This is a genomic window from Salmonella sp. NW884 (assembly GCF_051700745.1).
Lineage (GTDB): Bacteria > Pseudomonadota > Gammaproteobacteria > Enterobacterales > Enterobacteriaceae > Salmonella > Salmonella enterica.
Genome location: NZ_JAMMDE010000002.1, coordinates 406,566 through 427,310 on the forward strand (window position 1 = coordinate 406,566; position 20,745 = coordinate 427,310).

Consider the following 20,745-nt stretch of genomic DNA (forward strand, 5'->3'; position numbering starts at 1 on the left):
GCAGATAGCGCGATTTTTAAACGAATTTACATAATGAGATCGCGATCGCATTTCATTACTCCGGACGGTTTGTTATCTTCACCGGGCACTTTCGATTACGCAGAAGACGAGACACCATGAAAGGACGTTGGGCAAAATATGTGGCGACAGGCGTAATGCTGGCAATGCTGGCTGCCTGTTCATCAAAACCGACCGATCGCGGTCAGCAATATAAGGACGGGAAATTTACCCAGCCCTTCTCCCTGGTAAACCAGCCGGACGCGGTGGGCGCGCCGATTAATGCTGGAGACTTTGCCGAGCAGGTCAACCAGATCCGTTCCGCGTCGCCGCGTTTATACACCAATCAAAGCAACGTCTATAACGCTGTCCAGAACTGGTTACGTTCCGGAGGCGATACGCGCACTATGCGTCAGTTTGGTATTGATGCCTGGCAGATGGAAGGCACCGACAACTACGGTAACGTCCAGTTCACGGGCTACTATACGCCCGTCGTTCAGGCTCGCCATACGCGCCAGGGCGCGTTCCAGTACCCTATCTATAGTATGCCGCCAAAACGCGGACGCTTACCGTCCCGCGCCCAGATCTACGCAGGCGCGCTGAGCGATAAGTACATCCTGGCCTGGAGTAATTCGCTGATGGATAACTTTATTATGGATGTCCAGGGCAGCGGTTATATTGATTTCGGTGATGGTAGTCCGCTGAACTTCTTTAGTTATGCCGGTAAAAACGGCTGGCCTTATCGCAGTATTGGTAAAGTGCTTATCGATCGCGGTGAAGTGAAAAAAGAAGATATGTCGATGCAGGCTATACGCGAATGGGGAGAGAAGCACAGCGAAGCGGAAGTGCGTGAATTACTGGAGCAGAACCCGTCGTTCGTCTTCTTTAAGCCGCAATCTTTTGCGCCGGTCAAAGGCGCCAGCGCTGTACCGCTGATTGGGCGAGCATCCGTCGCCTCCGACCGCAGCATCATTCCGCCTGGCACGACCTTGTTGGCGGAAGTACCGTTGCTGGATAACAACGGTAAATTTAGCGGTCAGTATGAGCTACGTTTGATGGTCGCGCTGGATGTCGGCGGAGCGATTAAAGGCCAGCACTTTGATATTTACCAGGGAATTGGCCCGGATGCCGGGCATCGTGCCGGATGGTATAATCACTATGGTCGCGTCTGGGTGTTAAAAAGCGCGCCGGGCGCCGGTAACGTGTTTAGCGGCTGATTGTGGTATTCTGCGACAACCGGATTGCCCGATAACGCGATTGCTATCGGGCCTGAAAATAGTGAGCAGGGGTGAGGAATAACCTCACCTTTTTTTATTCTGAGGTCATATGTCAGTGGTGATAAGTGATGCCTGGCGCCAACGCTTTGGCGGCACCGCGCGTCTGTACGGTGAAAAAGCGCTGCAGCGGTTTGCTGAGGCGCATATCTGCGTCGTGGGAATCGGCGGGGTGGGATCATGGGCGGCAGAGGCGCTGGCGCGTACGGGCATCGGCGCGATTACGTTGATTGATATGGACGATGTCTGCGTGACCAATACGAACCGCCAGATCCATGCGTTGCGTGATAACGTTGGGTTGGCGAAAGCGGAAGTGATGGCCGAACGGATTCGGCAAATTAACCCGGAGTGCCGGGTAACGGTTATCGATGATTTCATCACGCCGGATAATGTGGCGGGTTATATGAACGCGGATTTTACCTATGTCATTGACGCCATTGACAGCGTTCGTCCAAAAGCCGCGCTGATTGCGTACTGTCGCCGATATAAGGTTCCTTTAGTGACCACAGGCGGCGCGGGCGGGCAGATCGATCCGACGCAAATCCAGGTCGCTGATTTGGCGAAAACTATCCAGGATCCGCTGGCGGCAAAACTGCGTGAGAGATTGAAACATAATTTTGGCGTAGTGAAGAACAGTAAAGGTAAGCTGGGCGTGGACTGCGTTTTTTCCACCGAAGCGCTGGTTTACCCACAGGCGGACGGTTCCGTATGCGCGATGAAAGCTACCGCAGAAGGGCCAAAACGGATGGATTGCGCCTCTGGCTTCGGCGCGGCGACGATGGTGACGGCAACGTTCGGTTTTGTCGCCGTTTCCCATGCGCTGAAGAAGATCATGGCTAAAGCGGCGCGACAAGAATAAAAGGACGGGGCGGAGTGTCACGCAGACGCGTATCCGGCCCTGCGCCCTTCGTTAGCGAAAGAAGCGCTGTACCCTGCCGAACACCGGTTTCAGACGGGCGCGGAGATAATGGGAATATAAATTTTCAGATATGCATAGAAACAACCCGAACCATACTGCACAAAAGCAGAGCAGTTCCGCATAATTAATGTGTTCGCCAAATATCATAATGGCAAGTAAGAACTGTAAAGACGGCTCTATATATTGCGCCAGTCCGGTCACAATCAACGAGGTGTGATTTAACGCGATGGCAAATAATACCAGTGGAATGATCGTCACTGGCGCCGTCATGACATACAAAAAGAAAGGAGTATTAGCGGATATAATTGGTCCGCTATCGCTAAAGAGAAAAATTAATAGTGAGACAGGCAATGCCCATAATGTTTCAATCGTTATCGATGTCATCACATCATAATGTATAAACTTTCGCGCCAGGCCATATAGCGCAAATGATAATCCCATGGTTAGCGCCAGCGCCGGGAAATGCCGTAGCATGATAATTTGAAAAGTCAGGCCACAGACACCAGAAAAAACGGCGATGGCCTGAAACAACGACAGTTTTTCTTTAAGAAAAATGCATCCCAGCGCAATAACAAATAGCGGGTTGATAAAATAGCCGAGGCTGGCATCAAGTACCAGATGATGGGTTAGCGCATAAATAAAAGATGACCATGAGACAATCATCAAAAGTCCGGCGATCATGCAGAAGAAAAAAGATTTTTTATCTTTCCAAGCATCATGGAATCGCGTTCGCTGCCGAAATAACAACCTTACTACCAGTAATAATGGTATTGACCAGAACACCCGGTATATCAATATTTGTGCGAGGTTCCCCCCTGATAAATATTGATAGTATAAAGGTGTTAATCCCCATAATATAAATGCCAGCACCACAAACATGGTACCGTTACGCAGATATTTTTCCACTTATCCATATCCTGTTATAACTTCACCCGATGCGTATGAATTTTCCAGTTCTCCTGCTACGCTACATCGAGTGGCTTTATTTACTCTAAAATCTTCACGCCGTTTTAACATGGATTCTAACATTGTAATTTCATTGTGATAGCTGATAAAAATCAAAAGAATGTTTATCAGGGAAATCTGACGCCGAAACTAATAAAGTGACTGGATTATTTTATCTGCATCGCCTGACCGCCGCGGACGGCACTGTCAGGCGACAGGATATTTACGCTATTTCAACGCTTATGCGTTGCGGCAACAATCGCTTCGCTCAGCGCGTTCAGCCCCTGACTACGTGAGGCGCTAAGCTGGGCGCGTAAACCCAGCTCATCAAACAGCGCCAGCGGTGAACGAGCCTGCAACTCGGCGGCGTTTTTTCCTTCCACCGCGGTGAGCAATACCGCCAGCAGGCCGCGGACAATCCGCCCCTCACTGTCGCCGAAAAAGTGCATCGTTCCGTTATCTGACCGGGTAAAGCCCAGCCAGACGCGGTTCTCGCAGCCGGCTATCTCCTTCGCCTGCGCTTTGCATTCATCCGGCAGAGCGGGGAGCTGTTTTCCTAACAGAATCAACTGACGATATTTATCCTCCCACTGGGTCAGCGGGAGAAAGATAGCGCGTAACGTCTCTTCCGTTACCGTTGTGCCGAACGGGTGTCCGGTATAAAGAGGGTTTGTCATTAATCCACCAGCAGTTCCAGCGCGCGGTCAACGGCGTTAACCAACGCATCCACATCATGTTGGGTATTATACGGCGCAAAAGAGGCGCGCAGAGTCCCTGTGACGCCAAGTTCCGCCAGCAATGGCTGGGCGCAATGTTGCCCGGCCCGGAGCGCAATACCGTATTCCGCCAGCAGCGTCACCATATCGCCGTGGTGCACGCCGACAAAATCAAAGGCCAGCAGGCTGGAGTCCTGGCAGCGGAACGAACGAAAGCCCGGACGTTTCGCCAGTGCGTCTTCCGCCAGCGTCGCCAGCCCCCGGCTCCAGTTTTCGGCCTCTTCAATATCGATATCGGACAGCCATTCCAGCGCAGCGCTCAGGCCGATGACCCCGGCGACGTTCGGCGTCCCCGCTTCCAGCTTCCAGGGAGCGCTTTGAGTGGTGAAGCCTTCAAAGCTAACGTCACGGATCATCTTGCCGCCGCCAAGCCAAGGTGACATCGCCTCAAGAAGCTCCGGCTTACCGTACAGCACGCCGATACCGGTCGGGCCATACAGTTTGTGAGCGGAAAAAGCATAAAAATCGATATCAAGCTGCTGGACATCCGCCGGGAAGTGTACCGCGCCTTGCGCGCCATCTACCATCACGACCATTCCCGCTGCGTGAGCGGCGCTGATAGCGCTTGCGAGATCCGGGCAGCCGCCCGTTACGTTCGACATTTGCCCCAGCGCCAGAATCCGGCTGCGCGACGTGATCAGTTCCGGCAGACGCTCAACATCAGGAAGACGCCGGTCATTAAGCGGCAGTTTTATGACCTGCGCGCCGGTTTGTTGCGCCACCATCAGCCAGGGCACAAAGTTGGCGTGATGCTCGGCGACGCTAACGATAATTTCATCGCCGGAGCGCAGACGAGGACGGGCGTAACACTGCGCCACCATGTTGATCGCTTCGGTGGTGCCGCGTGTCCAGACGATACTTTTTTCATCGGGCGCGTTTAACAGTCGCGCTGCTTTTGCTCTGGCCGCTTCATATTGCGCCGTCAGGCGCTGCGCCTGCGCAAACTGGCTACGGTGAACGTTACCGGCGCTCAAACAATAAAACTGGTGCGTGGCGTCAATGACTGCCTGTGGCTTTAATGCCGTGGCGGCGCTATCGAGATAAACACCCGCATCGGCTAGCGCGGGAAACTGCGCGCGAAACTGCGTGGGATTAAAAGCGTTCATGATATTCCTCGGTTCAGTTTACCGATCGTGGCGTAAAAGCGCGGCTGATACAAGGTTTGTCCTAACCATCGGAATCGTCTGTATATCCTGGCGAATTATGTAAAGGAGGTTATGCTGAATAATGTTAGGCGAATGTTTAAGCCTGTTACGGAGTCCGCTTTAAATAGCACAAACAGCTTTAAGGAGAAGAAGATGAAAAAGACTGCCGCAATTATCTCTGCATGTATGCTGACTTTTGCCCTGAGCGCCTGTTCCGGTCCTAATTACGTTATGCACACCAATGATGGACGTAGCATTGTGACCGACGGTAAACCCCAGACCGATAACGATACCGGTATGATTTCGTATAAAGACGCTAATGGCAACAAACAGCAGATCAATCGTACTGACGTGAAAGAGATGGTGGCTCTGGAAAACTAACCGTTTGTTATACAAAAAAAAGCACCGCAATATGGCGGTGCTACATTAATCACTATGGACAGACAGGGTAAATGTACAGGAAGTGAAAAAGGGTAGTCTCGCTACCGTGGTCTGAATCGCAGACCAATTGCAAACACAACAACACAACATCACAACCGTAAGCCAAAAGCCCATCAGAACACGCATTCCGATAAAACTTTTCGTTCCGGCTCAGGAAGTGCCGCCACTATAGGTATTTGCTGGTAGAACCTCAACGGACAATTTATAATGTCTCAGATTAAAAAAACTAATAGGTTACATATTGTTACCTGTTTGTTAAATTCATTCGACATTAAGTCCAGAGGCCATGTCAAAACGATTACCTCCTTTAAATGCGTTACGTGTTTTTGATGCTGCCGCGCGCCATTTGAGCTTTACGCGAGCAGCGGAAGAACTTTTTGTGACGCAGGCCGCAGTAAGCCACCAAATTAAGTCACTTGAGGATTTTTTGGGGCTAAAACTGTTCCGCCGCCGCAATCGTTCGCTGCTGCTGACGGAAGAAGGCCAAAGCTATTTTCTCGATATTAAAGAGATATTTTCCCAGCTCACGGAAGCAACGCGTAAGCTCCAGGCGCGCAGTGCCAAAGGGGCGCTGACGGTGAGTTTACCGCCCAGTTTTGCCATCCAGTGGCTGGTGCCCAGGCTCTCCAGCTTTAACTCAGCTTATCCGGGAATTGACGTTCGGATACAAGCCGTTGACCGTCAGGAAGATAAACTGGCAGACGATGTCGATGTCGCGATTTTTTATGGCCGGGGAAACTGGCCGGGCTTGCGCGTCGAAAAATTATACGCAGAATATTTACTGCCCGTCTGTTCTCCTTTATTACTCACAGGCGAAAAACCGTTAAAGACGCCGGAGGATCTGGCGAAACACACGCTATTGCATGATGCCTCCCGGCGTGACTGGCAGGCCTATACTCGTCAGTTAGGGCTCAACCATATTAACGTTCAGCAAGGGCCGATATTTAGCCACAGCGCGATGGTGCTACAGGCCGCTATTCACGGACAGGGGATCGCGCTGGCGAATAATGTTATGGCGCAGTCGGAAATTGAAGCCGGGCGACTGGTGTGTCCATTTAACGATGTTCTGGTGAGTAAGAATGCTTTTTATCTGGTTTGTCATGACAGCCAGGCAGAACTGGGTAAAATAGCCGCCTTCCGTCAGTGGATTTTGGCGAAGGCGGCGACGGAGCAAGAAAAATTCCGTTTTCGTTACGAACAATAATTAACTTAGGGTATGACCATGACCAGCCGTTTTATGCTGATTGTCGCCGCTATCAGCGGTTTTATTTACGTTGCTCTGGGCGCGTTCGGGGCGCATGTTTTGAGTAAAACCCTGGGCGTGGTTGAAATGGGCTGGATTCAGACCGGCCTGCAATATCAGGCGTTCCATACGCTGGCGATCTTTGGCCTGGCGGTGGCGATGCAGCGCCGTATCAGCATCTGGTTTTACTGGAGCAGCGTTTTTCTGGCGCTGGGCACGGTGCTGTTTAGCGGCAGCCTGTACTGCCTTGCGCTTTCGCATTTGCGCCTGTGGGCGTATATCACGCCTGTCGGCGGTGTCAGTTTCCTGGTGGGCTGGGCGCTATTGCTGATTGGCGCCATTCGTATGAAACGTAAGGGCGCGAGCCATGAATAAAGTTGTCTTGCTCTGCCGTCCGGGATTTGAAAAAGAGTGCGCTGCAGAAATTACCGATAAAGCGGGAAAACGGGAAATATTTGGTTTTGCACGCGTAAAAGAGAACGCAGGCTATGTCATTTATGAATGCTACCAGCCGGAAGATGGCGAAAAGCTGATTTCAGAACTGCCGTTCAGTTCGCTGATTTTCGCCCGCCAGTGGTTTGTGGTGGGGGAACTGCTGCAACATTTACCGCCGGAAGACAGAATTACGCCGATTGTCGGCATGTTGCAGGGCGTAGTGGAAAAGGGCGGCGAGCTGCGGGTTGAAGTCGCCGACACCAATGAAAGTAAAGAACTGATGAAGTTCTGCCGCAAATTTACGGTGCCGCTGCGCGCGGCTTTGCGTGATGCGGGCGTATTGACGAATTATGAAACGCCGAAGCGTCCGGTCGTTCATGTCTTTTTTATCGCGCCAGGATGCTGCTATACCGGCTATTCGTTCACACATAACAATTCACCGTTTTATATGGGCATCCCGCGTTTGAAGTTTCCGTCTGATGCGCCGAGCCGCTCAACGCTGAAACTGGAAGAGGCGCTCCACGTTTTCATCCCGGAAGATGAGTGGGATGAACGTCTGGCGAACGGCATGTATGCGGTGGATTTGGGCGCCTGTCCCGGCGGATGGACGTACCAGTTAGTGAAGCGCAATATGTGGGTTTACTCCGTAGATAACGGCCCGATGGCGCAAAGCCTGATGGACACCGGACAGGTGACCTGGTTGCGTGAGGATGGCTTCAGGTACCGTCCGAACCGGAATAATATTTCATGGATGGTCTGCGATATGGTGGAGAAGCCGGCCAAAGTCACCGCGTTAATGGCGCAGTGGCTGGTGAACGGCTGGTGTCGGGAGACGATTTTTAACCTTAAACTGCCGATGAAAAAACGCTATGAAGAGGTGTCGCATAACCTGGCGTATCTTCAGGCGCAGTTGGATGAGCACGGCGTTAATGCGCAGATCCAGGCGCGTCAGCTTTATCACGATCGCGAAGAAGTGACGGTACACGTGCGTCGGTTGTGGGCGGCTGTTGGCGGGCGTCGCGACGAGCGATAAAAACGCGCTGCCGTCATCCGGCGCGTCATCAGCGCCGGATGACGCACGCTTATCCGGCCTATGACTGCGGCGCATCTGAAACAATATGCGTCACGTCATCCAGATGGCCGATGCGCGCCTCTCCTGAACGATTAAATTTACTTTTATCAATCAATAATAAAGACTGCGAGGCGCGCCTGAGCAGGATAGATTTAAAATCGGCGTTGATCGCATTGGAGTCCCACAGATCGCCGCCGCCGTCGATCCCCTCACAGGAAAAGATGAACAGATCGATATCAAGCGATTTTAGCTGTGAGATAAGCGACGGATTAACATAACAGCCATATTTACGTTCAAGCTGGCCGCCGGAACTTATCAGCGTAATGCGTTCGCGTTTTCCCAGCTCCTGACAGATAGGATGGCTATTGGTAAAAACCTGAATGGGAATATCCGGCAACTGGCGGGCCAGATACCAGCAGGTTGAACTGGCATCCAGCGCAATCGTCATTCCTTCTTCTATCCACGCTAACGCTTCACGGGCAATATCGGCTTTGTGCGCATAATGGCTTTTCAGGCGGATATGGAATGGATCGCCGCTGTCCTGATTTTCACGATGAATATATTTAGCTCGTCCGTGATTACGCAGCACTTTTCCCTGCGTCTGTAGTTCACTGAGATCGCGGCGGATGGTCTCTTTACTGACGTTAAGCCGGGTGGCCAGCGCTTCGGTGGTCAGACTTTTATGATTGATCAGCAGATCGACTATCGCTTGTTGGCGTGCCGCTTTCATTTTTCTCACCCCATCATTCGATGAACGCCCGCGTCATGCGGGCGCACCGGCAAGAGATTACGGCGTTACCCCTTTTTTTAAAAGAATATTTCCGTACTTCGCGCACTCACCTGTGATAACGATCGCAAACGCTTTTTGCGCCCGCTCATAAAACGCATAGCGGTCGATACGAACGATATCCGGGCACGGCGCTTCTAATGACAAGGCATCACGATAGCGCGCTTCAACGCTGGGGTCGAGCGTGTCGCCTTCCACGGCGGCCATCATCACCAGCGGCGGGGCGTAGCTATCCAGCTCAAAGAGCGGAATAATTGCCCGCAGTAGATCGCTGACGCTAAGACCATCGGCGCGAATCACCTGCGGGCCCAGGCTATGCGCGGGAAAGTGAGCGTCGGAAAAAATGATTTCGTCCCCGTGGCCCATCTCGGCCAGCACTTTGAGCAGTGTCGGGGAAATTAACGGTGAAATGGTTTTTAGCATTTCATACTCCCTCAATAATTTCAGGTTCGGTTTGCGGCCAGAAATAGCGATACTGATAATTGACCTGCGCACGCGCCTGCTCCGGGCTACTAAATTCGCCTACGCCGTACCAGCCAAACATGGCAGCGCCGGCCACGGTGGTTTCCGCGTCGTCCAGCACCTTGATAGGGAGAGCAAGCTGATTCGCTTTAATTTGATTCCACAAAGCGTTGCGACTGCCGCCGCCAACCAGTAACAGTTCTGTGGCGTTAAAATGACCGATTTTCTCCAGCGTGCGCAGATTACGCTGAAGTTGCGCCGTCAGGCCTTCCAGCGCGGCGCGATAGAAATGGCCGCGGGTGGTATTGAGCGTCACGCCCTGCCAGCCTGCATTTTGGCAGGCGAGCAGATCGCACTGCATCCGCACGCCTTCCGCGCCTGCGGGAATAGCGCGCGCTTCGTCGATCAGCGTTTGCCATGGTGTTTCCGGCGTCCACAGCAGTTTTCGTACCCATTCGAGTACGCCGGAGGCCAGCCACTGCATTCCGGGGTTATAAAGCCCCGACTGACTGTCCAGTTCACAGGTCGAGCCCGGATACTGACTGAGCAGCGAGGTATCCACCTGACCGCTGCGCACCATCAGAATCTCCCAGGTTCCGGAGGAGAGCACCGGTTCACCTTGCTGCGCGCCAGCGCCGAATAACGCGAACTGAGTATCGTGTCCGGCAGAGATCACCGGCACACCCGCCGGGAGACCGAGTAGCCTGGCCGCGTCTGTCTGTAGCGTGCCTATCGGGGCGCCCGCTTCCACGATACGCGGGAACAGGCGGCGCGCCAGGCCCGTCGCCTGCAGGATTTCCGGACTAAAGTCGCGCTGATGGATATCCAGTAGTTGGCTGGTGCCTGCCATAGTGATATCGGTCGTAAACTCACCGGTCAGACGGTGGTTAATCAGCGACGAGATAAACAGCCAGCAGTGAGCTTGTTCCAGCAGGCGCGGATGATTCTCTTTAAGCCAGACCAGTTTATACAGCGTGTTAAAGCTGAATGCGCCGACGCCGGAGAGCGTCTGCAATTGCCGGGGCGAGATAAAGCGCTCAATCGTTTCCATCACGGCGGCGGTTCGCGGGCATTTCCAACTGATGACCGGGTAGAGCAGCTTACCCTGCGCATCGACCAGCGCGCCATCGACGCCGAAAGTAGTCACCGTAATACCGCGAACAACACACTCCGACAGGGCGCTGGAGAGTGACCTGCAGCAGTCGGCGAAACGTTGCAGGATGGCGTCCAGCGACCACTGATGCCAGGCGCTATTTTCTGCGGCAATGTCGCTGGCGTTAGCGGTTGAGGCGCGGGCGACAATTTTCCCCTGGCGATCAACGGCGATCGCCCGAACGTTTGTCGCACCGCAGTCGAGAACCAGGATAACGTCTTGTTTCATAGATAACTCCATAAACGCCGCCCGATGGCGCTACGCTTATCCGGCCTACGGTTCACGCGCCCGTAGGCCCGGTAAGCCTGCGCCACCGGGCTAAGCCGCATTAACGTTTATACAGCGGGCCATAATTCTGGCAGGCGCGATAATCCTGGCCTTCGATATCCATACCGTGAGCCGCCCAGGCGGAAGGACGGTAGATCTTCGCCTCCTCCACGTTGTGCATACATACCGGGATACGCAGCATCGCGGCGAGAGTAATAAAATCCGCCCCTACATGGCCGATGGTGAGTACGCCGTGGTTAGCGCCCCAGTTCGCCATCACCGAATAGACATCGGTAAACGGGCCTTTGCCGGTAAGACGCGGCGCAAACCAGGTGGTAGGCCAGGTAGAGTTGGTGCGGGCATCAAGCTGATCGTGCATCGCTTTCGGCAGTTCGACGCTCCAGCCCTCGGCGATTTGCAGTACTGGCCCCAGGCCTTTGATGATATTCACGCGGGTCATGGTGAATGGTACGCCGCCTTCGGTCAGGAAACGGGATGAGTAGCCGCCGCCGCGGAAGTATTCGTGAATCGCCGGGCACCATTCGGTGGCCGCCAGACACGCATCCGCCTCTTGTTGGCTGATTTCCCAGTGCGGTTTCATGGTCGGCTTGCCTTCGCTGTCGCGCTGTTTACAGGCACCGTCCAGAGCGGCAGAACCGGAGTTAATCAGGTGAATAATGCCGTGCTCCGCCAGTCCGCTGAGTGCCTGGCCGGTGACGCGTTCTACGGCTTCCGGCGACCAGTAGGTTCGCACGTCGGCGAAGATCTGCGCGGTACCGGTGAGTTGATGGCCGAACAGCATCGCTACGCCGTTCAGACTGTCATTTTCGGTGGCGACGACAAACGGTTCGCGTACGCCGTTCCAGTCAAAAGAACTATTGAGCAGCGCTTCGGCGGTATCGCCGTTCGGGTATTGATCGGTCCAGTGGCGCTGGCCCTGGAAGCCGGCGGCAATGGCGTTGTAGCCCAGCGATTCTTCAACTAACCCTTTGTCCGCCAGCGTCTTGTTGCCCTGCATCATGTCGCGAATACACATCGCCATCAGCAGGCTCTCTTTTAGCACCGCGCGGTTCTGGGCTTCATTGCGCTTATACTGCGAGGCGTTTTGATCTTCGCCGTAGCGGAAGTTTTTATCCGCCCACGCCAGCGCCATCTCCAGTTCGGCCTCATCATAAATTTTTTGATCGATACGGCGGCGCAGTTCGGTCATATCTACCGCTTGCACCTTCATGCCCAGCCAGGATTCAAAGAAGTTATGATCGACAATGGAACCCGCGATCCCCATCGACACGCCGCCGACGGAGAGGTAGCTTTTGCCTTTCATACTGGCAACCGCTAACCCTGCCCGCGCAAAACGCAGCAGTTTTTCTTCGACGTCGGCTGGAATGGAGGTATCGTCGGCATCCTGCACGTCATGGCCATAAATGGAGAACGCCGGAATGCCTTTCTGGCTGTGCGCCGCCAGCGCTGCGGCAAGGTAAACCGCCCCGGGACGCTCTGTGCCGTTAAAGCCCCAGATGGCTTTCGGACGCATCGGGTCCATATCAATGGTTTCGCTGCCATAGCACCAGCACGGCGTAACGGTAATGGTCACGCCCACGTTCTGGCTACTGAATTTTTCTTCACAGGCGGCGGATTCCGCCATTCCGGCAATACAGGTATCCGCAATGACGCACTCCACCTGTGCCCCACAGGCGTGGCGGATTTTCTCGGTGATGAGCGCCGCCGTCGCTTTCGCCATATTCATGGTTTGCTCTTCGAGCGACTCGCGTACGCCCATACGACGTCCATCAATCACCGGGCGGATACCGATTTTCGGTAAGCTGATTTTTTTCATGACAGATTCCTCACGTTATTCGGATAAATGTTCAGTTTGTCGCCGCTTGTGAACGGAAACGGGCAAAAATGAAGATGACGGCAAAGCACAATGCCGGAACCAGTTCGGCGGTCGGGATTTTGCCTGCGGCGTCGCTAACGAAGCCCATTACTGGCGTGACAATACCGCCGCCAATAATGGTCATGACGATAAAAGACGAGCCGTACTTAGTGTCCTGTCCCAGATTTTTGATACCCAGCGAGAAGATGGTTGGGTACTGGATTGACATAAATGCGCTACACAACGTCAGCGCCAGCAGGCCGATATGTCCGCCGCTAAAGGCGGAAATCAGACACAGGAGCATGGCAAACAGGGCGTAGGCGGCCAGCACTTTATGCGGCGCGAAGCGGCTGATAAGCCAGGTCCCGGTGAAACGGCCGATAAAGAAGCACACCATCGTGCCGGTCAGGTAGTTGGCGGCGAAACCGGGCGTCATTCCAGGGATCTCCTCAATGGCGTAGCGGATCAGATAGCTCCAGCAGGCGGTTTGCGCCCCCACGTAGCAGAACTGCGCCAGCACCGCCCAGCGCCAGTGGCGGATACGGATGAGTCGGGAGAGAGAAGATAAGAAAGAGCTTTGTTTAGCATCGCTATGATCGTCACTTTGCAGGGCCGGAAATTTGGTCAGCATAATCAGCAGCGCAACTACTAATACGATGGCGACGATAATCATGTATGGCGTTTGTACCGATAACACCAGGCTGTGTTTATAGGCGCTAAGCTGATCCGGCGTCATTTTATCAAGCGCTTCTTGTGATTGATGCGGCACGTTAGACAAAATAAGGCTTTGCCCAAACACAACGGCGATAATAGCGCCAAAGGAGTTAAAAGTTTGCGCCAGATTAAGCCGGAAATGTCCGCCGCTTTCTGGACCTAATACCGTCACAAAAGGATTGGCCGCAGTTTCAAGGCAGCCTAAACCGGCGGCGATGATAAACAGGCCAATTAAAAATAATGTGTAATTCATTATCTCGGCGGCAGGCCAGAATAATGCGGCGCCAAAAGCATACAAAAAAAGCCCAGTGATAATCCCTGCTTTATAACTGAGTTTTTTCATCAAAATCCCAGCGGGAATTGGAATGACGAAATAACCGAAATAAAAGGCTGACTGAATAAGTCCGGCCTGGAAGTTAGTTAGCGTAAAAGCTTGTTGAAACTGCGGTAATAAAATGTCATTCAGATTATTGGCGACGGCCCACAGAAAAAATAGCGAGCAAAGTAAGGCGAATGGAATAATGTAGCGCTTGCTTTTGCTTTGCTCTGCATCCACAGCACGAAAACTCTGTGTTTGTATTGTTGTGTTTCCCATAGCATCCTCATCGGTTCAGAAGCTTTTGCGTGCGGTCGGTTCTGGTCACCAGACCGTAAAATTAGGTGAGTTCGCTTTTCTTACCGGTAATAAATTGGCGTCCGGAATGAACTCATGGAGTCATTTTCAAATAAAAAAGGCCTTTTAATATGATGGCGGTCACATTTATACCTGAGAGCATAGCGTTCTGTGATTATCATCACTTTAATTTTCATAAAAAAATGACCGTTTGAGATGTTTAATTTAAAAAACCACAGGCTGAATGCCCGAATTAAATTATTGCTACGAAAACGGTCAGTGGTAACTTATTTTTCATCTTTGCCCGTTTTGAAAAATATTATTAAGAGCGGGCATTTATCGGCGAGAGAAATGGCAGTCGTCTGGTTTATCGTGGCGAATTAATTGATGTGTATCACAAAATATTGTTATTTAAATTCCCTTCTCTTTATTCAGTATGATGATAGTTGCTAACTATTCGATTATTTCAACAGGACAGCAGCGTGATGCGAAAGGCGGTTTTGTTGTCTCATTTTGAATCACAGAGAGAGGTAAATAATGGAACGAAATAGACTGGCGCGGCAGATTATTGATACCTGTCTGGAAATGACGCGGTTAGGGTTAAATCAGGGGACGGCAGGTAACGTGAGCGTACGTTATCAGGGCGGATTGCTGATTACGCCGACGGGGATCCCCTACGAGAAGCTGACAGAGTCGCACATTGTCTTTATTGATGCAGACGGTCAGCATGAGCAGGGCAAGCTGCCTTCCAGCGAGTGGCGTTTTCATATGGCGGCATACCAGACGCGCCCTGACGCCAATGCCGTGGTACATAACCACGCTGTCCATTGTACGGCAGTCTCGATCCTGAATCGCCCGATTCCGGCGATTCACTACATGATTGCCGCCGCGGGTGGGAACTCTATTCCCTGCGCGCCCTACGCCACTTTTGGCACCCGCGAACTTTCTGACCATGTTGCTGTGGCGCTTAAAAATCGTAAAGCGACGCTGCTACAGCACCACGGGCTTATCGCTTGTGAAGAAAATTTAGACAAAGCGTTGTGGCTGGCGCATGAAGTGGAAGTGCTGGCGCAGCTCTATTTAAGTACGCTGGCCATTGTCGATCCGGTACCGGTACTGGATGACGAGGCGATCGCTATCGTACTGGAGAAATTTAAAACTTACGGGTTACGTATTGAAGAGTGATGTCAGGAGACAGGCGATGGCGAACAGAATGATTCTGAATGAAACGGCATGGTTTGGCCGGGGAGCGGTGGACGCATTAACCGATGAGGTGACGCGCCGCGGTTATCATAAAGCGCTGATTGTTACCGATAAAACGCTGGTGCAATGCGGTGTGGTCGATAAAGTGACAAGCAGAATGGATGCCGCAGGGCTGGCGTGGGAGATCTATGCGGGCGTGATCCCTAATCCTACGATTTCCGTTGTCCAGGAAGGGCTTAAGGTCTTTACCCAAAGCGGCGCGGACTATCTCATCGCCATTGGCGGCGGTTCTCCGCAGGATACCTGCAAAGCGATCGGTATTATCAGTAACAATCCGGAATTTGCCGATGTGCGCAGTCTGGAAGGGCTATCGCCGACCCGTAAACCCAGCGTGCCGATTATGGCGATCCCGACAACGGCGGGAACCGCGGCGGAAGTCACTATCAATTATGTGATTACCGATGAAGAGAAACGGCGCAAATTCGTTTGTGTCGATCCGCATGATATTCCGCAGGCGGCATTTATCGATGCTGATATGATGGACGGTATGCCGCCCGCGCTGAAAGCGGCAACGGGCGTGGATGCGCTAACCCATGCTATTGAAGGCTATATTACCCGGGCCGCATGGGCGCTGACGGATGCCTTACATATCAAAGCCATTGAGATTATTGCGGGTGCGCTGCGCGGCGCCGTAGCCGGAGAAAAAGAGGCCGGTGAGGCGATGGCGCTGGGGCAATACGTTGCCGGGATGGGGTTTTCCAATGTGGGGCTGGGGCTGGTGCATGGGATGGCGCATCCGCTGGGCGCGTTTTACAACACGCCGCACGGCGTCGCGAATGCTATTTTGCTTCCGCATGTGATGCGTTTTAATGCCGGGTCTACCAACGAGAAATTCCGTGATATCGCCCGGGCGATGGGGGTGAAGGTAGAAGGATTGAGCCTTGAAGAGGCGCGTAATGCCGCAGTGGAAGCCGTATTTACGCTAAATCGCGATGTGGGAATTCCGCTGCATTTGCGTGATGTCGGCGTTCGAAAAGAGGATATCCCGGCGCTGGCGCAGGCGGCGTTCGATGATGTCTGTACGGGCGGCAATCCGCGTGAAGCGAGTCTGGCGGACATTGTCGAACTGTATCATACCGCCTGGTAATTTTGCCGGATGGCGCTGCGCTTATCCGCTCTACATTTCGTGCAGTTCTGTAGGCCGGATAAGGCGTTCACGCCGCCATCCGGCAACAAAACTACCGTACCAGCCGTAGCTGCTGTAAGTTTCCGTCGATATGTAAATCGGTTTGCAGACGTGCAATATCGCGGCAAAGAAATGCCATTTCTTTATGCGTCTCAAGCTTTTTGCGCCACTTTTCCGGCACCTCGTCCAGATGGGCGTAAATTCCCTCCAGATTTTGAAACTGAATCAATAGCTGGGTCGCGCTTTTGGGGCCGATACCGGCAACGCCGGGGACTTTCGAACTGCTGATTCCTGCCAGACCCCAGTAATCCGGCAACTGCCGGGGGAGTACGCCAAACTCTTTTTCAATAAACGGCGCGTCCAGCCAGCGTTTCTGGAAGTAGTCGCGAATGCGCAATCCCGGAGAGAGCAACTGGCAATAGCCTTTATCGGTTGACACAATGGTTGCCTGGTGTCCGGCTTCGGTAACTTTTAGCGCCAGCGTCGCCGCCAGATCGTCCGCTTCATTACCATCTGATGCCCAACAGCGTACGCCGCGCTGTTCAAACGCGGCGCGTAGGGCGGGCATTTCATTATGTAAATCGTCAGGCATCGGCGGACGTCCTGCTTTGTAGTCCGGCAAACGCTGATGACGCCAGCCGCTGCTGCGCGCGTCGTCATCAAATACCGCTACGGCATGGGTTGGCTGGCTGTGGATAATCAATTGATCGAGCGCGTGTTGGCAGGTTTCCACACAGGGCGATCCCTGAACGGCGTGAATACGGCGAATCAAATTGAGCGCGTCGACGATAAGCAGATGAGCAGCCACGGTGTTCTCCCTTACAAACCTGCGCGTAGGGTAACATTCACGGCGGGGGGAGGCGAGCATTGCGAAATCGCGCTATCCGTAGGCCTGATAAGCGAGGCGCCATCAGGCAACAAAAGCCGGATGGCGGCGAGCGCCTTATCCGGCCTACAGATCCTAAAATGTGCTGAGAATTAATCGCAGGTAACGATCTTCATCGCCAGGCCGCCGCGCGAAGTTTCGCGGTACTTAGCGTTCATGTCTTTACCGGTTTCGTACATGGTCTCAATCACTTTATCGAGGCATACACGCGGTTCGCTGGTACGGCGCAGCGCCATACGCGCGGCGTTGACTGCTTTGACTGAAGCAATCGCGTTACGCTCAATGCAGGGAACCTGTACCTGACCGGCAACCGGATCGCAAGTTAACCCCAGATTATGCTCCATGGCGATTTCTGCGGCGATACACACCTGCGCCGGACTACCGCCCAGCAGCTCGGCCAGACCCGCTGCCGCCATGGAACAGGCCACGCCGACCTCTCCCTGACAACCCACTTCGGCGCCGGAAATAGAGGCGTTCATCTTATACAGCGAGCCAATCGCACTGGCGACCAGCATATAGCGAGCAAGCGAGTTAGCATTTACTTCGCGGATAAACTTGTCATAGTACGCCAGCACCGCCGGAACAATACCACATGCGCCGTTAGTCGGCGCAGTGACTACTCGTCCGCCTGCGGCATTCTCTTCGTTCACCGCCAGCGCGAACATATTGATCCAGTCGACGACCGCCATCGGATCGGTGGTGGTCTTATCCTGACTGACCAGCACCCGACGCAGCGCCGCCGCACGACGCGGAACGCGCAGTTTGCCCGGCAATACGCCCTCGGTGGTGATACCGCGCTCAATACCGCTGCGCATCACCTCCCAGACCCTGGCGAAGTGCTGCTCCAGCGCTTCTTTACTGTGCAGAGCCAGTTCGTTTTGCATCATCAGACCGGAGAGCGACAGACCCGTCTCCTGGCAATGGCGCTGTAAATCCGCGGCGGTTTTATAAGGATACGGTACGTTAACGGGTTCGCTATTTGTCAAACCAAAGTGCTCTTCATCGACGATAAAGCCGCCGCCAATGGAGTAGTAGGTTTGGCTGTAGAGCACTTTATCGCCCGCCAGCGCGGTAATACGCATCCCGTTCTCATGCAGAGACAGGTTGTCGGCGTGGAAATTCATGCACTTATCGACCGGAAATTCGACTTCATGCTGCCCATTGGCCAGTAGTAAACGCCCATGGGTGTTCACATCCTGAATAAAGGACGGAATGGCGTCGATATCGACGGTGTCCGGCAGATTCCCCGCCAGGCCCATAATAATGGCGATATCAGTGTGGTGGCCTTTACCCGTCAATGACAGAGAGCCGTAGACATCCACCACGACGCGGGTGACATCTGTAAGGATATGGCGGGCAATCAGATCGTCCGTGAACTGCTTGCCTGCTTTCATTGGTCCGACGGTGTGAGAACTGGAAGGGCCAATGCCGATTTTAAAAATATCGAATACGCTAATCATAGGGCATCCATTGCGGTTGTATCATAGAGAAGCGCCGCGGTAAGCGGCGCTAAAGGACTTAGCTGAACAGTGAGTAGAAAATAGCGGAGATGGCAATCAGGCCCATAATCACAACGAATACGTTGCTGATATGACCGCTGTACTTACGCATTGCCGGTACTTTCTGGATGGCATACATCGGCATCAGGAACAGAATCATCGCGATGATCGGGCCGCCCAGGGTTTCAATCATGCCCAGGATGCTGGGGTTCAGCGTCGCCACAATCCAGGTGGTGACCAGCATGAACAGCGCGGTAATTTTATTCAGTTTGTTGATTTCGATGGATTTACCTTTACCACGCAGCGATTTAATCACCATCCCGTTAAAGCCTTCACGCGCGCCCAGGTAGTGGCCGAGGAAGGATTTGGTGATAGCAATCATCGCAATGATCGGCGCCATCCAGGCGATGATCGGCGCGTTAAAGTGGTTCGCCAGGTAAGACAGAATAGAGATGTTCTGCTCTTTTGCCGCTGCCAGATCTGCCGGCGTCAGGCTCAGCACGCAGCTGAAGACGAAGAACATCACGGTCAGCACCATCATGATGTGGGCGAAGGCCAGAATTTTAGAACATTTCTTCTCAGCGCCTTCACCGTACTCTTCACGCTTCGCAACCGCGAAGGAGGAGATGATCGGGGAGTGGTTGAAAGAGAAAACCATCACCGGAATCGCCAGCCACAGCGTCATCCACAGACCGTTACCGGTAGACGCGGCGGAATCAAAGGACAGAGTTTCCAGCGCCGCGCCGTTCCACTGCGGGATCAGGTACAAGGCCAGCAGCATCAGCGCAGCGACGAACGGGAATACCAGGATACTCATCGCCTTAACGATCATTTGCTCGCCGAAGCGCACGATGGTCATCATGCCAACAATCAGGATCAGGGAAAGAATCGCCCGCGGCGGCGGATTAATCGCTAACTGGTGGGTCAGGAAGCTTTCCACGGTATTAGTAATCGCCACGCTGTAAACCAGCAGGATGGGATAAATCGCGAAGAAGTAGAGCAGGGTAATCAGTTTACCTGCGCCGATACCGAAGTGTTCCTCAACGACTTCAGTGATGTCTTCACCCGGGTTTTTACCGGACAGCACGAAGCGGGTTAAACCACGGTGTGCGAAAAAGGTCATCGGGAAAGCGAGAATCGCCATGATGATGAGCGGAATCATGCCGCCGACGCCTGCGTTGATCGGCAGGAACAGAACGCCCGCGCCGATAGCCGTGCCGTAAAGGCCCAGCATCCACATGGTATCCGTTTTGCGCCATGCGCTTCGAGAGTCAATCGAAGCAATCGTGCTGGTCTGAGTGGTTTCCATCTATTTCTCCTGGAGGATGCTAAAAATCAGGTTGCTGGTCTAATCCAATGAAAAAAGACCTGATCGTAAAATGAAATCTGCTTAGGGACGCTTTTTATATAATTTTTCGCCGTAATAATTTTCGGGCGGAAAGATACATTTAAGTGATGAATCTATCAGTGATCCCGATCTCAAATGCAATAATCCGCTTCTTACATGGATAAATTTGGACCATTAATCTATTAAAAAAACGTCATAACGAATTTCCGGGCGCGAAGGCTACCATTAACGATATAAGGCCGGAAAGATTGGGGCGCAAGATACGGAGGTTTGACTATAAAAATCAAGGTTTTTAGTAGATTCTGGCGAAGAATAAGAGTTTGAACCGATAAATCACGGTAAGAGGAGTCAGGTAAACGTTTGCCTGGCAATCTATTTATGATGAATTATAAATGGTGTTTATAAAACAATGCGGGCTATGCCTCTGATGATCATCATAAAAAATGAAGGCATACGTTAATTGCCGTACCGCAATGAAAGGAATTGGAGAAGCGCCCGGCTGCT

Annotated in this window: 19 protein-coding genes; 8 read left to right on the forward strand and 11 right to left on the reverse strand. The window is 53.0% G+C overall.

The genetic code is table 11. From position 1 onward, the window contains the following. Nucleotides 1-116: 116 nt before the first annotated feature. Both mltA and tcdA read left to right on the forward strand, forming a co-directional pair. Nucleotides 117-1,214, forward strand: coding sequence for a murein transglycosylase A (gene mltA / locus NA197_RS06445; RefSeq protein ID WP_000678626.1), 1,098 nt, complete (start codon nucleotides 117-119; stop codon nucleotides 1,212-1,214). Nucleotides 1,215-1,323: 109 nt separating this feature from the next. Next, nucleotides 1,324-2,130 (forward strand): tRNA cyclic N6-threonylcarbamoyladenosine(37) synthase TcdA, encoded by an 807-nt coding sequence (gene tcdA / locus NA197_RS06450; RefSeq protein WP_000117743.1) that lies wholly within the window; start codon nucleotides 1,324-1,326, stop codon nucleotides 2,128-2,130. Between the two features lie 51 nt (nucleotides 2,131-2,181). Here the strand turns inward: tcdA and rarD are convergent, their stop codons facing one another. From rarD to csdA, 3 genes are all read right to left on the reverse strand, one after another. After that, nucleotides 2,182-3,069: an EamA family transporter RarD gene (gene rarD, locus NA197_RS06455; protein ID WP_077906292.1), complete on the reverse strand. Its 888-nt coding sequence runs from the start codon at nucleotides 3,067-3,069 to the stop codon at nucleotides 2,182-2,184. A 299-nt stretch (nucleotides 3,070-3,368) separates the two neighbouring features. Further along, the gene (gene csdE / locus NA197_RS06460) at nucleotides 3,369-3,812 is read right to left on the reverse strand and encodes a cysteine desulfurase sulfur acceptor subunit CsdE (RefSeq protein WP_000184199.1); all 444 of its coding nucleotides are present in this window, start codon (nucleotides 3,810-3,812) and stop codon (nucleotides 3,369-3,371) included. Then, nucleotides 3,812-5,017: a cysteine desulfurase CsdA gene (gene csdA, locus NA197_RS06465; protein WP_064043136.1), complete on the reverse strand. Its 1,206-nt coding sequence runs from the start codon at nucleotides 5,015-5,017 to the stop codon at nucleotides 3,812-3,814. The genes csdE and csdA overlap by 1 nt, the downstream gene beginning before the upstream one ends. Nucleotides 5,018-5,209: 192 nt before the next feature. Here csdA and NA197_RS06470 point away from each other — a divergent pair, with 192 nt between their 5' ends. The 4 genes from NA197_RS06470 to rlmM all read left to right on the forward strand — a co-directional run bounded on the left by NA197_RS06470 (nucleotide 5,210) and on the right by rlmM (nucleotide 8,208). Then, entirely contained in the window at nucleotides 5,210-5,437 is a 228-nt protein-coding gene (locus NA197_RS06470; protein ID WP_000750393.1) for a YgdI/YgdR family lipoprotein, read from the forward strand. A gap of 346 nt (nucleotides 5,438-5,783) precedes the next feature. Further along, nucleotides 5,784-6,701, forward strand: coding sequence for a glycine cleavage system transcriptional regulator GcvA (gene gcvA / locus NA197_RS06475; RefSeq protein WP_000044409.1), 918 nt, complete (start codon nucleotides 5,784-5,786; stop codon nucleotides 6,699-6,701). A gap of 18 nt (nucleotides 6,702-6,719) precedes the next feature. Continuing rightward, nucleotides 6,720-7,115 (forward strand): DUF423 domain-containing protein, encoded by a 396-nt coding sequence (locus NA197_RS06480; protein ID WP_000203913.1) that lies wholly within the window; start codon nucleotides 6,720-6,722, stop codon nucleotides 7,113-7,115. Further along, nucleotides 7,108-8,208 (forward strand): 23S rRNA (cytidine(2498)-2'-O)-methyltransferase RlmM, encoded by a 1,101-nt coding sequence (gene rlmM, locus NA197_RS06485; RefSeq protein ID WP_017465992.1) that lies wholly within the window; start codon nucleotides 7,108-7,110, stop codon nucleotides 8,206-8,208. The genes NA197_RS06480 and rlmM overlap by 8 nt, the downstream gene beginning before the upstream one ends. 58 nt (nucleotides 8,209-8,266) lie before the next feature. Here the strand turns inward: rlmM and fucR are convergent, their stop codons facing one another. From fucR to fucP, 5 genes are all read right to left on the reverse strand, one after another. Beyond that, nucleotides 8,267-8,977 (reverse strand): L-fucose operon activator, encoded by a 711-nt coding sequence (gene fucR, locus NA197_RS06490; RefSeq protein ID WP_000642333.1) that lies wholly within the window; start codon nucleotides 8,975-8,977, stop codon nucleotides 8,267-8,269. Between the two features lie 57 nt (nucleotides 8,978-9,034). After that, nucleotides 9,035-9,457: an L-fucose mutarotase gene (fucU, locus tag NA197_RS06495; protein WP_000920848.1), complete on the reverse strand. Its 423-nt coding sequence runs from the start codon at nucleotides 9,455-9,457 to the stop codon at nucleotides 9,035-9,037. A 1-nt stretch (nucleotide 9,458) separates the two neighbouring features. Further along, complete coding sequence (gene fucK / locus NA197_RS06500) at nucleotides 9,459-10,877, reverse strand: L-fuculokinase (RefSeq protein ID WP_001670246.1); 1,419 nt, start codon at nucleotides 10,875-10,877, stop codon at nucleotides 9,459-9,461. 100 nt (nucleotides 10,878-10,977) lie between these two features. After that, on the reverse strand, nucleotides 10,978-12,753 hold the full coding sequence (gene fucI / locus NA197_RS06505; protein WP_000724126.1) for an L-fucose isomerase: 1,776 nt from the start codon (nucleotides 12,751-12,753) through the stop codon (nucleotides 10,978-10,980). Nucleotides 12,754-12,784: 31 nt separating this feature from the next. Next, nucleotides 12,785-14,101 carry an L-fucose:H+ symporter permease gene (gene fucP, locus NA197_RS06510; protein ID WP_000528620.1) on the reverse strand — a complete coding sequence of 439 codons (1,317 nt, stop codon included), beginning with the start codon at nucleotides 14,099-14,101 and terminating at the stop codon, nucleotides 12,785-12,787. 555 nt (nucleotides 14,102-14,656) lie between these two features. Here fucP and fucA point away from each other — a divergent pair. Together fucA and fucO are read left to right on the forward strand one after the other, a co-directional pair. Beyond that, complete coding sequence (gene fucA / locus NA197_RS06515; RefSeq protein WP_000440819.1) at nucleotides 14,657-15,304, forward strand: L-fuculose-phosphate aldolase; 648 nt, start codon at nucleotides 14,657-14,659, stop codon at nucleotides 15,302-15,304. A gap of 16 nt (nucleotides 15,305-15,320) precedes the next feature. Further along, nucleotides 15,321-16,469, forward strand: coding sequence for a lactaldehyde reductase (fucO, locus tag NA197_RS06520; protein ID WP_000013565.1), 1,149 nt, complete (start codon nucleotides 15,321-15,323; stop codon nucleotides 16,467-16,469). A 91-nt stretch (nucleotides 16,470-16,560) separates the two neighbouring features. On the opposite strand, the gene xni is transcribed toward fucO, so the two are convergent. The 3 genes from xni to sdaC form a co-directional block, all read right to left on the reverse strand. After that, nucleotides 16,561-17,316, reverse strand: coding sequence for a flap endonuclease Xni (xni, locus tag NA197_RS06525; RefSeq protein ID WP_001818022.1), 756 nt, complete (start codon nucleotides 17,314-17,316; stop codon nucleotides 16,561-16,563). Between the two features lie 170 nt (nucleotides 17,317-17,486). Then, nucleotides 17,487-18,854 carry an L-serine ammonia-lyase II gene (sdaB, locus tag NA197_RS06530; RefSeq protein ID WP_000626384.1) on the reverse strand — a complete coding sequence of 456 codons (1,368 nt, stop codon included), beginning with the start codon at nucleotides 18,852-18,854 and terminating at the stop codon, nucleotides 17,487-17,489. A gap of 58 nt (nucleotides 18,855-18,912) precedes the next feature. Continuing rightward, nucleotides 18,913-20,202 carry an HAAAP family serine/threonine permease SdaC gene (sdaC, locus tag NA197_RS06535; RefSeq protein WP_000450462.1) on the reverse strand — a complete coding sequence of 430 codons (1,290 nt, stop codon included), beginning with the start codon at nucleotides 20,200-20,202 and terminating at the stop codon, nucleotides 18,913-18,915. Nucleotides 20,203-20,745 lie beyond the last annotated feature (543 nt).

What these genes read in the sequence shown, in the direction of transcription:
- mltA (WP_000678626.1), top strand. Translation starts at nt 117, where the DNA reads ATGAAAGGACGTTGGGCAAAATATGTGGCGACAGGCGTAATGCTGGCA.
- tcdA (WP_000117743.1), top strand. Translation starts at nt 1,324, where the DNA reads ATGTCAGTGGTGATAAGTGATGCCTGGCGCCAACGCTTTGGCGGCACC.
- rarD (WP_077906292.1), bottom strand. Translation starts at nt 3,069, where the DNA reads ATGTTTGTGGTGCTGGCATTTATATTATGGGGATTAACACCTTTATAC.
- csdE (WP_000184199.1), bottom strand. Translation starts at nt 3,812, where the DNA reads ATGACAAACCCTCTTTATACCGGACACCCGTTCGGCACAACGGTAACG.
- csdA (WP_064043136.1), bottom strand. Translation starts at nt 5,017, where the DNA reads ATGAACGCTTTTAATCCCACGCAGTTTCGCGCGCAGTTTCCCGCGCTA.
- NA197_RS06470 (WP_000750393.1), top strand. Translation starts at nt 5,210, where the DNA reads ATGAAAAAGACTGCCGCAATTATCTCTGCATGTATGCTGACTTTTGCC.
- gcvA (WP_000044409.1), top strand. Translation starts at nt 5,784, where the DNA reads ATGTCAAAACGATTACCTCCTTTAAATGCGTTACGTGTTTTTGATGCT.
- NA197_RS06480 (WP_000203913.1), top strand. Translation starts at nt 6,720, where the DNA reads ATGACCAGCCGTTTTATGCTGATTGTCGCCGCTATCAGCGGTTTTATT.
- rlmM (WP_017465992.1), top strand. Translation starts at nt 7,108, where the DNA reads ATGAATAAAGTTGTCTTGCTCTGCCGTCCGGGATTTGAAAAAGAGTGC.
- fucR (WP_000642333.1), bottom strand. Translation starts at nt 8,977, where the DNA reads ATGAAAGCGGCACGCCAACAAGCGATAGTCGATCTGCTGATCAATCAT.
- fucU (WP_000920848.1), bottom strand. Translation starts at nt 9,457, where the DNA reads ATGCTAAAAACCATTTCACCGTTAATTTCCCCGACACTGCTCAAAGTG.
- fucK (WP_001670246.1), bottom strand. Translation starts at nt 10,877, where the DNA reads ATGAAACAAGACGTTATCCTGGTTCTCGACTGCGGTGCGACAAACGTT.
- fucI (WP_000724126.1), bottom strand. Translation starts at nt 12,753, where the DNA reads ATGAAAAAAATCAGCTTACCGAAAATCGGTATCCGCCCGGTGATTGAT.
- fucP (WP_000528620.1), bottom strand. Translation starts at nt 14,101, where the DNA reads ATGGGAAACACAACAATACAAACACAGAGTTTTCGTGCTGTGGATGCA.
- fucA (WP_000440819.1), top strand. Translation starts at nt 14,657, where the DNA reads ATGGAACGAAATAGACTGGCGCGGCAGATTATTGATACCTGTCTGGAA.
- fucO (WP_000013565.1), top strand. Translation starts at nt 15,321, where the DNA reads ATGGCGAACAGAATGATTCTGAATGAAACGGCATGGTTTGGCCGGGGA.
- sdaB (WP_000626384.1), bottom strand. Translation starts at nt 18,854, where the DNA reads ATGATTAGCGTATTCGATATTTTTAAAATCGGCATTGGCCCTTCCAGT.
- sdaC (WP_000450462.1), bottom strand. Translation starts at nt 20,202, where the DNA reads ATGGAAACCACTCAGACCAGCACGATTGCTTCGATTGACTCTCGAAGC.